The organism is Moorena producens PAL-8-15-08-1 (assembly GCF_001767235.1).
Classification (GTDB): Bacteria; Cyanobacteriota; Cyanobacteriia; order Cyanobacteriales; family Coleofasciculaceae; genus Moorena; species Moorena producens_A.
This window is the reverse complement of record NZ_CP017599.1, coordinates 4359991-4374921: the sequence shown is the minus strand read 5'-3', so window position 1 is coordinate 4374921 and position 14931 is coordinate 4359991. Positions and strand designations below refer to the sequence as shown.

Annotated in this window: 8 protein-coding genes; 6 read left to right on the top strand and 2 right to left on the bottom strand. The window is 42.1% G+C overall.

Translation table 11 applies throughout. The features are described 5' to 3' along the window. Positions 1-10 precede the first annotated feature (10 nt). The 6 genes from BJP34_RS16200 (at position 11) to BJP34_RS16175 (ending at position 11644) form a co-directional block, all read left to right on the top strand. Positions 11-805, top strand: coding sequence for an SDR family oxidoreductase (locus BJP34_RS16200; RefSeq protein ID WP_070393232.1), 795 nt, complete (start codon positions 11-13; stop codon positions 803-805). 24 nt (positions 806-829) lie between these two features. Beyond that, positions 830-5695: a non-ribosomal peptide synthetase gene (locus BJP34_RS16195; RefSeq protein ID WP_070393231.1), complete on the top strand. Its 4866-nt coding sequence runs from the start codon at positions 830-832 to the stop codon at positions 5693-5695. A gap of 48 nt (positions 5696-5743) precedes the next feature. Beyond that, positions 5744-7537: an ABC transporter substrate-binding protein gene (locus tag BJP34_RS16190; RefSeq protein ID WP_149031011.1), complete on the top strand. Its 1794-nt coding sequence runs from the start codon at positions 5744-5746 to the stop codon at positions 7535-7537. Between the two features lie 309 nt (positions 7538-7846). Then, entirely contained in the window at positions 7847-8623 is a 777-nt protein-coding gene (locus BJP34_RS16185; RefSeq protein WP_070393229.1) for an SDR family NAD(P)-dependent oxidoreductase, read from the top strand. Between the two features lie 306 nt (positions 8624-8929). Further along, positions 8930-10057: a hypothetical protein gene (locus BJP34_RS16180; RefSeq protein WP_070393228.1), complete on the top strand. Its 1128-nt coding sequence runs from the start codon at positions 8930-8932 to the stop codon at positions 10055-10057. Positions 10058-10138: 81 nt separating this feature from the next. Next, complete coding sequence (locus BJP34_RS16175; protein WP_070393227.1) at positions 10139-11644, top strand: MBOAT family O-acyltransferase; 1506 nt, start codon at positions 10139-10141, stop codon at positions 11642-11644. 1 nt (position 11645) lies between these two features. Here the strand turns inward: BJP34_RS16175 and BJP34_RS16170 are convergent, their stop codons facing one another. Together BJP34_RS16170 and BJP34_RS16165 are read right to left on the bottom strand one after the other, a co-directional pair. After that, complete coding sequence (locus BJP34_RS16170) at positions 11646-12881, bottom strand: glycosyltransferase family 4 protein (protein WP_070393226.1); 1236 nt, start codon at positions 12879-12881, stop codon at positions 11646-11648. Positions 12882-13159: 278 nt separating this feature from the next. Then, entirely contained in the window at positions 13160-14560 is a 1401-nt protein-coding gene (locus BJP34_RS16165) for an MFS transporter (RefSeq protein WP_070393225.1), read from the bottom strand. Positions 14561-14931 lie beyond the last annotated feature (371 nt).

Here is a 14931-nt window from a genome sequence, read left to right as displayed (position 1 = left end):
AATTTAATTAATGGATTTAGGATTAACTGGAAAAGTGGCTTTAGTAACAGGGGCGAGTGCAGGGATTGGTTATGCTGTCGCTGATAGACTCGCTGGGGAAGGATGCAAGTTAATTATTTGTGGTCGAAATCGCGATCGCCTAAAACAAGCTGAACAATTTTTCCAAACTGCGGGAATAGAAATGCTTAGCATTTGTGCAGATGTTCAACAACCTAATGATTCTAAAAAGTTAGTGTATTCAGCACTAAGTAAATTTGGTAAAATTGATATATTGGTGAACAATTCAGCCGGTGCTAATTTTGCTAAAAATGAGGTAGAAGAACTGTCTGATCAAGATTGGAGTACTGTTTTTGAAGGGAAGTTACTGGGCTATATTAGAATGACAAATTTGGTGTTACCGACCATGAAAACTCAGAAATGGGGGCGAATTATTAATATTGTCGGAACATCGGGAAAAGAGCCTTCTGGTACGCTGATTAAATCAGGAGTTGCTAATGCAGGATTAGTCAACTTTACCAAAGCAGTGGCTAACCAAGTAGCGGGATATAATATTCTCGTGAATTGTGTAAACCCTGGCATCATTGATACACCAAGACATCAAGACTATTTAGAACTATTTTCTAAACTTGGTAATAAAACTGCCGATGAAATTAAAGCAGGAATGGATAATAAAATTCCCTTGGGTCGTAGAGGTGAGGCGATGGAAGTTGGTAGTTTAGTGGCATTTCTAGCTTCAGAATGTGCTAGCTATATCACCGGAATTTCAATAGCAGTTGATGGGGGATTATCTGTCACTGCTTTTTAATATAAAACTATTTAATATAATAAAATGGTTGTCACACCAAATAAAACCAAAGATATTGAAGCAATGTATCCCCTTTCATCAACGCAAAAAGGGATATTATTTCAGACACTGTATCACCCTGAATATCGGTTATATTTCGACCAATTTAAGTTTACGATTCACGGAAATATGAATCCGAAGGTCTTTGAACAGGCTTGGGTGAGACTTGTAGAACGACACCCAGTTTTGCGAACATTATTTGTTTGGAAAAACCGTAAGCAGCCTGTTCAAGTTGTACGTAAAACAGTCAAGCTAACCTGGAGTTATCATGACTGGCAAACCCTATCTCCTGAAGCCCAAAAAGCCAGGATGGATGCTTTTATAGACAGTGATCGACAACAAGGGGCTGAACTTGGTAAAGCACCCTTAATGCGATGTGCTCTGATGCAGGTAGCCGAAGAAAAGTACGAATTTGTATGGAGTTTTCATCACATTATTTTAGATGGTTGGAGTTGGCCAACTTTACTGAAAGATGTCTGGGCATTTTATAATTCGATTAAGAACAATTCCCCCTTATCCTTAACTCCATCTCGCCCCTATCGGGATTATATTACTTGGTTACAGCAACAAGACCTGTCTGAAGCTGAGACATTTTGGCGAAAAATCCTGGAAGGGGTAACCGCATCAACGCCTTTAGTCGTTGATAATTACAGCAAAGATCAACGGTTACAGACCCAAACCTGTTTAATGGGGCGTCGCGATCTCTCAACAGAAGCAACCGCGCGTTTAAAGTCTTTTGCCCAACAAAATCATCTCACCCTTTCCACTTTAGTGCAAGCAGCTTGGGCTTTGCTACTAAGTCGCTATAGTCGGGAGTCAGATGTGGTTTTTGGGGTGACCGTATCGGGTCGTCCTCCTGAATTAGCTGGTGTAGAATCGATGGTGGGGTTATTCATTAATACTCTGCCTGCACGGATAACAATTTCCGACACAATCGATACCCAGTCTTGGCTTGAGGAGCTACAACAACAGCATATCGAACGGGAACAGTATTCCTATACCCCCTTGGTGGATATTCAAAGTTGGAGTGATATTCCTGCGGGACAACAACTGTTTGACAGTATTGTTGTGTTTGAAAACTATCCTACTACGGAGCGAAAACTACCGGATAATTTGTACATCACCGATCTTCAAGATATCGGACTGACAAACTATCCCCTCACAATTGTAGCAATTCCAGGGGAACAGCTGAGTTTAAGAATTAAATACAATGGCGATCGCTTTGATGCAGACACCATTGACCGAATGTTGGGACATCTAGAAACGTTGCTGGTGGGAATGGTGACCGATCCAGCAGTCAACCCGACAGAATTACCGATTCTGACTGAATCTGAGCAACAATTGCTCTTAGTGCAGTGGAATCAAACCGAGAGTTCACAACCAATTACAGGCTGCATTCATCAGCTATTCCAGCAACAGGCAGAACACAATCCCCATGCCACTGCTGTCGTTTATGCAGATCAATACTTCACTTATCAACAATTAAACCAAAAAGCCAATCAGTTAGCCCATTATCTGCAAGATTTGGGGGTGAAACCGGATGTCCCTGTTGGCATTTGCTGCGAACGTTCTCTAGAAGTGGCAATTGCCATCCTGGCTGTCCTGAAAGCTGGGGGGACTTGCGTTCCCCTCGATCCTAACTATCCCCCAGAACGTTTGGCTTTGATGCTAGCCGATAGTCAACCCCCTGTGGTGTTAACCCAGTCAACGGTTAATTTTCAGGCAAATTACCCCTGTCATCTCCTCACCTTAGATCAGGAATGGGACAAAATTGGATCACAATCTGATCTTAATCCTGATAGTAGAGTCAAACCCGAAGATTTAGCCTATATTATCTACACCTCTGGCTCAACGGGAACCCCGAAAGGTGTTGCGGTTCCTCATCGCTCCTTGATCAACTTAATTGAACACCATCAAGGGGAAATGGCAACAGGTGTTGGGGTTTTGCAGTTCGCTTCCCTCAGTTTTGATGTAAGTTATCACGAAATTGTTGCAGCTTGGGCGTTTGGTGGGACGCTGTATCTTTCCTCAGAAGCCGAACGCAAAGATATTGATAAACTCATTCAGCTTTTAGCAAATCATCCCATCGCAAAGGTTATTCTTCCGGTTGTATTATGGCAACAAATTGCCGAAATATACGGCACACAAACCCATCTATTTGCTAATCTTCGAGAAGCAATTGCTTGCGGGGAACAGTTGCAAATTACTCAACCGATGGTCGAAATGTTCAAGGGTTTGCCCCATTGTACCCTCTACAACTTTTATGGCCCTTCGGAAGCGGATTTGGTGACAGCCTATCGGTTTAGCGATCGCCCAGAAAGCTGGCCAGTCTATCCCCCCATAGGCAAAGCAGCTGTTAACGTCAACGTTTACATATTAGATAGCAAACTGCAACCCGTTCCCATTGGTATTCCCGGAGAACTTTACGTTAGTGGCGGCGGTTTGGCGAGAGGTTATTTCAACCGTCCCGAAATCACAGCCGAGAAGTTTATTGCTAATCCTTTCAGTGTGGACGCCAACTCTCGCCTTTATAAAACAGGAGATTTAGCCCGTTATTTACCTGATGGTAACATTGAGTTTTTAGGACGAATTGATTCTCTAGTTAAAGTTCGAGGTTTTCGGGTTGAACTCGGAGAAGTCGAAGCGGTTTTAAGTAAACATCCTCAAGTCAGTCAAGCTGTGGCTCAGGTTTTTGGAGAAAGTGCCAGAGAAAAGTATTTGGTTGCTTACTTTATTCCTCAACAAAAACAAACGGTAACGGTCGAAGCGTTACGGCGGTTTCTGCAAGCCCAGTTACCTGATTATATGATGCCATCAGTCTTTGTGGAGATGGAGTCTTTTGAGCTGACACCGAATGGTAAGGTTAACCGTCGTGCCTTGAGGGAACCCACCACAATGCGACCTTCACTGGGACAAGCCTTTGTGGCACCGCGCACCCCCACAGAAGAGATTTTAGCAGGGATCTGGCAGGATGTACTCGGTTTAGAACGGGTTGGGATTCACGACAACTTCTTTGACTTGGGAGGACATTCCTTGCGGGCAATGGAGGCGATCGCTCTTAGTCGGAAAGCACTCCAAGGGGAATTATCAATACAGGATTTCTTTGGAGCGCCAACCATTGCGGAAATTGCCCAACACCTAGAAACAGCAAGTCATCAGTCACTCCATCTAGATAAACCCCCGCTGCAACCTAGACCTGTACAATCAGGCAGGGAGCCAATTTCTTATACACAGCAAGAGTTTTGGTTTTTTGAGCAGTTATATCCAGGTAATCAACTTTACCATCTGCACTTAGTCTATCATCTCACCGGAAGACTCAATGTCACAGCCTTGGAGCAAAGTCTACGAGAAATTGTCCGGCGGCATGAAACCTTGCGGAGTAGCTTTGCCTGTGTGAATGGGGAAGTAATCTATGCGATCGCACCAGAGCCAGTCTATAGTTTCTCAGTTGTCGATTTGCGAGAATTACCGCCACAGGAGCGGGAACCTGAAGCCAAACAACAAGCTAATGCCGCCATTCAACACCCCTTTGATTTTACCCAAGGGCCGTTTCTGCGGAGTCAACTCTGGCAACTGGATGAAACAGAGTATGTATTTTTAATTGCGACCCATCATATTGTCGCTGATGGCTGGTCATTTGGCATCTTGCTGCAAGAGTTGTCTACTCTCTATACTGTTTTCTGTGAAGGTCAGTCTTCGACCTTATCAGAGTTACCCTTACAGTATGCTGATTTTGCAGCTTGGCAGCGACAATGGCTACAAGGGCAAGGGTTGGCAGATCAACTGACTTTTTGGAAACAGCACCTCGGTGTGACACCACCAGTGATCCAACTACCCACAGACTATCCTCGTCCGCCTCGTCGCACATTCACCGGAAGTGGGGAAACGGTGAAGTTTTCATCAGCTTTGGTCACTAAGCTCAAGAGACTCTGTCAAACCGAAGGCGTTACCTTGTACATGGCTGTATTGGCAGCTTTCAAAAGCCTATTATTTTTCTATACAGGTCAGGAAGATATTATTGTTAGTAGTCCCATTGCCAACCGGACGCAATCCGAAATTAGGGAAGCGATTGGTTTTTTCGTTCACTTGTTACCCTTGCGAACGCATTTTAAGGGAAACCCCAGTTTCCGAACGTTGCTGCGTCAAGTGCGTTCGGGAGTTATCGACGTCTACGCCCATCAGGAGATGCCCTTTATTAAGCTGGTGGAAGGACTCCAACCTGTTCGAGATCGTCACTATACCCTACTGACTCAAGTCATGTTTGTCTTGCTCAATTTACCAGAACAAGAGTTAAGTTTAACGAATCTAACAGTTCAACCTTTAGAGCTGGAAAAAAGTGATGGGCGAGATATTGCAGAATTTGATTTGAATCTATATCTGACAGAAACTTCCGCAGGAATTGAAGGCAGTTTATTCTATCGAACAGATTTGTTTGCCGCTACAACCATTACCAAAATGGTTAAGCAATTCCAGGTGTTGTTAGAATCTGTCGTGACTGATCCGGATCGGACTTTGGTACAACTGCGCTCATTTATAGAACAAACAACTGAACCCATACCCCAGTCTAAAGTTGCTACTGAAGAATCCCTGGAATCTAAACCTTGGGGAGAGCCGACAAATCCTACAGAAGTTACCTTACTCAAGATATGGCAAGGGGTATTAGGACTCGAAACAATTAGTACAAACGACAACTTCTTTGAGTTGGGAGGATATTCAACCCAACTCCTACAAGTGGTGGCAAAAATTCAAGACATCTATTCAGTAGAGATTCCAATTGCCACACTATTTGAGTATCCCACGATTGCTGAGATGGCGAATGTAATCATGGACTTGAGATTAGGATCTGTTTAAACCACCTCAAAAAGTGAGATACTCCTTGGGTTTCCTATTGTTATAGTTATGAAAAGATTAACTGCCCTAACTCAACATAGGTATCATCGATATAGGATATTCATCTGTTTTATCCTGGCAATTGCCCTGGTTAGTTGTCTTCAACCACGTTTGCTTCACAAACCAGCACTAGGGTCTCAAATCATTGTTAGTAGTTCTGTAGAACCTAATACCTTTAATCCTCAACTCATGGAAGAAGGAGCGGGAATTTTAACTTACTTGTACGAAGGATTGGTACGAGAAAATGAGCGGGGTGATATTGAACCAGCACTGGCTGAATCCTGGGAATTTTCTAGGGATCGACGGAAAATTATGTTTACCCTCCGAAAAGGACTAAAGTGGTCAGATGGCAAACCCCTCACAGCAAATGATGTTGTATTTACCTATGATGATATTTACAAAAATCCTGAAATTAATGCCTATGCTAGGGATTTTTTAAAAATTGGTAAAAATCGGGAATTTCCCACCGTTAAGAAGCTGGATGATTGGCGTGTTGAGTTTACCCTACCTGAACCCTTTTCTCCCTTTTTGCGGATCACTCGCATGGAAATATTACCTGCCCACGTCTTGCAATCATTGATTCACAAAAAAGACCCTGGGGGTAGGCTTTTATTTCTCTCTGCCTGGAGTACAGATACACCCCCAGAACAAATTATTAGTAACGGTCCTTATCAATTAGAATCCTATATTCCCGGCGAACGAATAACCTTTAGAAAAAATCCCCACTACTGGCGTAAAGATGATCAGGGTAACCCTCAGCCTTATATTCAGCGAATTATTCAGCAAACGGTTTCTAATGATGACACAGCATTAATTCAATTTCGGGCTGGAGTGCTAGATTTTATTAAAGTCAATATCGATTCTTTTTATTTGTTAAAAAAAGAGGAAAATAAAGGTAATTTTACGATTTACAATGGAGGAAAGCAAACAACAACAACAGTGATAACGTTTAACTTAAATACGGGAAAGCGTCATGGTAAACCTCTAGTAGACCCGATTAAATCCCGTTGGTTTAATACTGTTGAATTCCGCCAGGCTATTGCTTATAGCATTAATCGCCAGCGTCTACTTAACACGCTATTTAAAGGGTTAGGGGCACTCCAAAATTCTCCCATTGCCGAGCAAAGTCCTTACTATCTTTCTCCGGAAGCAGGCTTGCCAGTCTATGACTATAATATTGATCAGGCAAAAGCCTTGTTGATTCAGGCAGGGTTTCAATATAATTCTCAAGGTCAGTTATTGGATTCAGCCAGCAATAGAGTGGAATTTACCCTTACCTATAATGTAGCTCATCGAACTTTACAGAATATGGCTCCCTTGATTCAGCAGGATTTAAATAAAATTGGAATTAAAGTGAATTTACATCCGATTGCGGTAACATTAGTTGTAGACAAATTAATGAATACGATGGATTGGGAGTGCCAAATATTTAACGGCTTTCCGATGGCAATAGAACCCCATGATACTATTAACTTTTGGTCTACAGAGAGTAATTGGCATTTTTTTAATCGCCAGCCACAAGGCCAACAAACACCAGTAACAGGACGTTTAGTCCCTGGTTGGGAGCAAAAAATTACCGATCTCTATCTAGAAGGAAGCACAACTTGGGATGAAACCAAGCGTAAGCAGATTTATGCAACCACTCAAAAACTTAGCCAGGAGTATTTACCATTTATTTATCTCGTCAACTCATTATCAATGGTAGCAGTGCGAGATCAAATTCAAGGAGTGAAACACTCTGCTCTACAAAGTCCGTTTTGGAATGTCCATGAACTAACATTGGATAATGCTAATAATTTGTGAATCAAGGAATGACTAAGAGGTTGTCTGAGAAGTCTCATTTGCTACATCCAAGCCCCCTAAATCCCCCAATTTTGCGGTGCGACCCAAGGGCGATTTACTCGCCCATTGGAAAGCGCACCGGAAGGGACTTTTAGAAGCCAATTGACTCTTGTTCCCCCCAAAGTTGGGGGGCTAGGGGGGCAAAATTCAGTATAAAAAAACTTTTCAGATATCCTCTAAAATTGGGGTGGGTATCCTGCCCATAGTAGACTCAGATCTACTATGATTTAGAGAAGGTTTAGTGCTATAGCTCAAGAAAGAAAAGCAATTGTGAAATCATCCCTTTTTGACTTAACAGGTAAAGTCGCCATTATCACAGGCTCTGCACGAGGTATTGGTCGTGTGTTGGCTCAAGAATTAGCAGCATTGGGAACGAAAATCGTTGTCGCTGATATGAAGGCAAAAGACTCCGAAAACACTGTAAAAGCTATTCAGGAGGCTGGCGGGGAGGTGATCGCCATTCCCACGGATGTGAGGAAGCGCCAAGAATGCGATCGCCTAATTAAGAAAACCGTTGCCCATTATCAGCGATTAGATATTATGCTCTGTAATGCAGGCATTGATATCATCAAACCAGCGGCTGCATTAGAGGAGCTGGAGTGGGATGATATTATAAACACCAATCTTAAAGGCTATTTTCAATGTGCTCAACTCGCCGCTCAACAAATGATCCAACAAGGCACTGGTGGTTCAATTATTATGAACTCTTCCATCGCCGGTGTGGTGGGAATTGCCGGATCAGCAGCTTATACAGCCTCAAAAGGGGGGGTAAATTTGCTAGTGCAGTCCCTAGCATTGGAGTGGGCTGAGTACAATATCCGAGTCAATGGGTTTGGCCCGGGCTATATTGACAATATCATGGAGGGTACTGAAAGCTTTCGTCGCCCCCCAGAGGAAGACCAGCAACACTTGAACACCGTTATCCCGATGAAACGACGGGGTAAACCGGAGGAGTTAGTAGGGCCAGTGATTTTCTTGGCTTCTGAAGCAGCTTCCTATGTAACTGGGGCAATTTTGATGGTAGATGGCGGCTACAGTGCGATGTAGGGCTTGGGAGAATAAGTAACAAGTCTGGTGGCAAGGGGAGGGAACAGCGGATCTGGGAATTAGGGAACAGTGATAAGATTTGACTATTTCAGCATTGGAATTGATTGTTCACGCCTGACCTTATTAAGTATTTATGATCCATAGTGCAAGATGTGAGCGTCCAAGGGGCGCGTTTTTCGCTCCCCCAACGAATGAAAGAAACACTCCGAAGCTCCCTCTTGCCTGTTCCCTGTTCCCAGATCCGCTGTTCCCTTGTGTTTCTTAGGAGTCTAAGCATTCAGCTGATAGCTGATATAGGATATTTTCATGAATTTAATCACTAAATTTGATATCTGGAAAAACTGGAGCTATTCTAAGTTATTACCAACAACTGCTTACAGTAGTATCTTCGCCATTACATTAACTGCAGTTTTTGTAATTGCCAATCTAATTGCTCCTTATCCCAACATCCCGGATAATCTGGGTTTAATTAGTCTTAAGCTAGACTACTTTGCTAAACACAAAGATGAATACAATGCTATTTTTCTAGGTCCTAGTACGACCTATCGCGGTATAGTCCCTAATGTATTCGATCAGTTAATGGCGGAAGAAAACCGAGAAATTAAATCCTTTAACTTTGGAATCAATGGCGCAATAGCAGCAGAGACTGATTTTTACTTAAGAAAGATAATTGCCTTAAAACCCGCTAAGTTAGAGTGGTTGTTTGTGGAATACCCAGAGCGTACTTTAGAGCAATATATTAATAAAAATGCCAATTCCGCCAGGGGAATATATTGGCATACACCTCGACAAACTTTATTAGATTTTCGCTTAATTATGGAATTAAAACAAAACCTAAGAGATAAGTTTTTTGCCGCATATGCTACCTTAAAAAGTTGCCTACTTAGAACGTTTTGGATGGGAAGATTTGCTAATTTTTGGCAAGTCAAGGTATTAGGAATGAAATTATTTTTAGATGAAATTCCAGACTATTCAAGATTAGCACAAGAGTCTGGCTATTACGCTCATGATTTGCAAACCTTACAGAGACATAAGTCTTGGCATCAATTTTTCCTAGATAATCTAAAAGATGATTACTATCAAGATGTAGAGCAGTTAAAGCAAGGCAATATTTCACCAATAAAACCCTATAGCTTAAAGGTTCTCAAAGAGATGTGTCAGTACATCAACGATTATGGAATCAAGCCAATTCTTTTTATTTCTCCAATTGTACAAGAAAGAGGATCGACAGCAAATAACTTATATAAACAGGGAGATATTTCACCCCTGTTTGCCTTTAACGATCCTGAAGCTTTCCCCAATTTATACCAACTTGACCGCAGATTTGATTTTTTGCATCTAAATTACCAAGGGGCAACAGAGTTGACAGCTTCTTTAGCAGAGGAATTCGCTCAATATTTGGGAAGGGAACAGGGAACAGGGAACAGGGAGTAGGCAGTATAGAGTAGGTCACAGGAAACAAAAATTCTCACAATTTATTTAGTATTACTATATCATTCATACTAAAAATTAGAGATGATTTTTACAGAGTTTCGCTTTCTATTTTTCTTTATTACTGTTTTCTGTGTCTATTGGATATTACGGAAACATCACCATCGTAAATTTTGGTTACTGGCTTGTAGTTATATTTTTTATGGTGCTTGGGATTGGCGATTTTTATCGTTAATGTTGGCTTCTACTGTCCTTGATTATATCGTGGGTTTGATGCTGTCTAGACCTCAACTTGATGAGGCTAATCCAGATGATAAAATTCAAGGAAGTCAGGAAATTAAACCCTTCGATTGGGATACTATCCTCTCCAAACCCCAAAGCACCCGAAAACGTCAAGGATGGCTAATCTTGAGTTTAGTGGGTAATCTTAGTATCTTAGGCGTTTTCAAATATTACAACTTTTTCACTGATTCTACTGCTAATTTTCTCCATTTCCTGGGATTACCCATCAGCTTTCCCATTCTACAAGTTATTCTACCTGTAGGCATTAGCTTCTATACCTTTCAAACCCTCAGCTACTCTCTAGATATTTACCGAGGTAAACTCAAACCCACGAAAAACTTCTGGGATTTTGCCTTGTTTGTCAGCTTTTTCCCCCAACTCGTTGCCGGACCAATTGTTCGTGCTGCCATCTTTTTACCCCAGTTATTGACCCCAAAAATTTTTAGTCACGTAGATGTTAGAGGCTGTTTGATGCTGTTTCTAGTGGGTTATTTCAAAAAAGCCTGTATCTCTGATAATCTTGCCCCTCTAGTAGACCAGTATTTTGCGAATCCAGAGATTTATACAGTAGCGAGTGCCTGGATTGGTGTAGTCTCTTTTATTATCCAAGTTTATTGTGACTTTTCCGGATACTCAGATATGGCGATCGCCTGTGCTGGTTTACTCGGTTATAGATTACCTTTAAACTTCAACTTTCCCTACTTTGCTAGCAACATCACAGAACTATGGAAACGCTGGCATATTACCATGTCTAGTTGGTTCCGAGACTACCTTTATGTACCTTTGATGAGAAGGCGAGAAAAAAAACAGAGAACCAAGCTTTTCTCCTATAGTAATCTGATCTTTACTATGCTAGTAACGGGACTATGGCATGGTGCCGCTTGGCACTTTGTGATTTGGGGAGGATTAAATGGCATCGCTTTAGCGGTGCATCGGGAATGGTCAACTTGGCTGTCTCCCTACAAGAAATTACTCCCTATTCGGAATGCTCTAGGTGTACCTTTAACCTTTTACTGGTTTTGTGCCTCTGGAATCTTTTTTCGCAGTGAAGATTTTTCGAGTGGTTTAACCATTGTCAAATCTTTTGTTTTCTTCAATTCTTCTGGTACAGAAAATTTAGCACTTCAGGCAGCATGGCTGTTTATCCCTTTAGTTTTACTCCACTGGGCCGCATACAAAAACTGGTTTGTTAACTGGTGGCGTGTCATGCCCAATTGGAGTTTCGCAACGTGTTATGGACTCTGTGTATCAGCTATTTTACCCTTGGTTGCATCCCTGCATCAACCCTTTATCTACTTCCAATTTTAGGTTATAATTGTTGATAGTAATGGAGAAGATCATCGGTCAACTTGTCCCAAGAAAATGTGTCCACAACCCATTGTCGTCCAGCTTGACCGAATGATCGCCTCAAGTCGTTGTTTTCCAGTAAATTTACTATGGCTTCAGCCAAGCTATCTGCATCACCTCGCTCTACCAATTCTCCCGTTTTTCCTGCTTCTACCAATTCCGGAAAAGCACCACCCTGAGTCGCAATTACTGGTAATTCCATCGCCATTGCTTCTACAATGGGCATTCCAAATGGCTCTTGCCAAACCGAAGGAAAGACAAATAGATCAGCTTCTTGATAGTATGTGATCATCTCTTCGTGGGGAACTTTCCCTAGAAAAAAGACCTTGTTAGCGGCACTTTTTGAGATTCGCTGTTGTAATAACTCCCGATAGTGACCGCGAAAATAGGGCATGAGCGATCGCACTTTTGGGTCATTGCGGTCAAGAATATACCAGAGTAGCATGGCATTTTCTGGTCCGACTAATTTAAGCTGGACGTTGGGATAACGAGACACCACTTGGTTAAAGGCATCGATTAACACATGAACCCCTTTTTCTGGGGAGATTCTGCCCACAAAGAGAATTTGCTTAGGGGTTTGAGTATGATCTAATCGGGATTGAACTGTAAACCGATGCAAATCCACACCATTGTAAAGGGTTTGACAGGGAATGTGAGGGAGATAGTGTCGGACTTGATTAGTAATATAATCGCTGCATCCGAGAACTAAATCTGCTGAACTGAGGCACTGGTTAACAAATGCTAGATCGAACTGCGGCAGTAAGTCGCTGTGAGCATGGAAAATGATTTTTGCCTTAGGATTAAAAGCACGCATCAGCGGCACAAATTGAAAGGCAATATGCAGGTGAATCACGTCACACTGCTGTCGCTGCATATCACGAGCCATTTTTCGATAAGCACCGCAGTAAAACCATTTTGAAGCGTAGAATGGACGTTGAGGATTCGATAAATTCCACTGATCGAGGTAGTTGAGAGGCTCTAACACCGAATCAATCCAGGCGGCTGTGATTCTCCGATATCGGATGCCTTCTTCGACAGATTCATCGGTTTGATGATAGGCTGCTTTAGCACCATAAAAAAGCACTTCGTGCCCTAGCTGAACTAAACGGCGAGCCAAGGCATAGGAAACGAGACGAACAGCTCCCGATTTCGGGGGTTCTGCTGGTATGTAGGGATAATCAGCAAAGGCTATTTTCATATTACTTTTAAGAAGGGAACAGGGAATAGGGAATAGGGAATAGGGAATTAGGGTTTGCTGAATAAGTTTATTGATTCGGGTTTTGAAGTAATAAGTAATAAGTCAAGATTTCATTAGGGCGTTCCGGGTTAAAGTGCTAGGAAATTAAATCGTTGGGCTCAAAAACCTTGCACCTTCTTGGAAAATTCCCTAAAACCTAAAACCTAAAACCTAAAACCTACCACCTACCACCTACCACCTAACACCTACCACCTAACACCTAACACCTATTCAAATTACTAATTCGCCAGGGAAGCATTATCTATGGATGTTGATTTATCCATACCTGCTTCAATGGGATAGTGTTCAACACTATCAACAGCATCAGGCAATTCTGTTTCTAATAATCGCAAGCGGGGATACCAACTCGCTAACAGGGTGATTAACAAACTGACACCGCCTAACAATATCAGCAAAAGTCCCATACCACGACCGACCCCTGTGCCAATCAAAGTCCCAATTCGGTTAGCCCAAAGACTATCTGAGATCATCAAGGGTTCAAAGACTTTTTCAGCTAACGGTCCGACAATCAAGAAACCGGCAGGTACGGCGATCGCATCTAATGCTGACTTCAACGAAAATACCCGACCTTGGATGTTGAGATCAACCTTATTTTGGAGAATAGTTTGACAGAAGGTGTAAAGCACTGGGCGAATCAGGGTAAATAGGGAAATACTAATGGTAAAAATCACCAGAGACGACGACCAACCGGCAAACACTAGCAAAATTCCATTCACCAGCATACAGCCATAAATCACCCTCATGTAGAGCTTTGGCCCTCCCCAAAACCCGATCGCCAAGCTACCAATTATGGTACCTGCCCCAAAACAGGACAGAATACGACCTAAAATATCATGGGAAGCTACTGTTATCACTAAAGGAGTTGTGATGACATTAATCGCACCCATTTGCAAAAAGGTGAAACTGGAAATCAGCATTACTCCCACTAAACCCGGATATGACCTAAGATACTTGAGACCTAAGAACATATCTGCGATGTAAGAACTTTCAGCGGTTTTGTCCTCTATTTTCAGATTAGGAAAGGTAATTACCAAGAGGGGCAAAATTCCAATCACAAGGCAAACCAGCTGTAAAAATAATACGCCTTGGACGTGAATCCAGTCGATAAATACTGCTCCAAGCAAGGGTCCCAAAACTCTCGCCATACCGCTTAAAAAACTCATTAAACCATTAGCTCGACCCCGATTTTGTTTTGATACAAGTAAGCTAATGGAAGCAAACAGGGCTGTGGTTTGAAAAGCGGCACAAGTCGCTTCAAGGGCATTAAAAACATAGACATGCCAGGGTTCTAGCTGACCATATAGTACTAATAAACCTAGAGCAAAAATCCCCAACGTAGCACAAAGATCGCTAATGACCATAATCCACCGGCGGTTCCAGCGGTCTGTTACAATTCCAACCACAGGAGCGAGCAACACGAAGGGAAGGGTGGCAAAAACACTAATCAAAGCAAATTGAATGGCAGATTCTGTGTACTCATAAACCCAAACATTCATGGAAAAGCGGGTTATGGCAGATCCAGTAGCAGCAAAAAGTTGGCCTCCCCAAATAAACAGGAATAATCCCATGTCCTGGATCACTTTGAGAAAGGAGGATTGTTCTGATGAGATATTATTCATCCGTTAGAATACTACTAGAGGAGATTAAACTTTTAAGAAACAAGGGAACAGGGAACAGGGAACAGGGAACAGGGAACAGGTAATAGGTAATAGGTAATAGGTAATAGGTAATAAGTAATAGGTAATAGGTAATAAGTAATAGGTAATAGGTAATAGGTAATAGGTAACAGGTAATAGGTAACAGTGATCAGATTTGACTGTTTCAGTACTGAAATTGATTGTTCCTAGTTTGGTTATTCAGTATTTATGTACTGGTGCAAGATCTGAGTTAAAGACTTTGAAGTCAAAAATTCAGTATAGCGCTACGCACATCTGTTAGGACATCTTTAAATCCTGAAATCCTTTGACAGCAATCTGTTCCCAGATCCGCT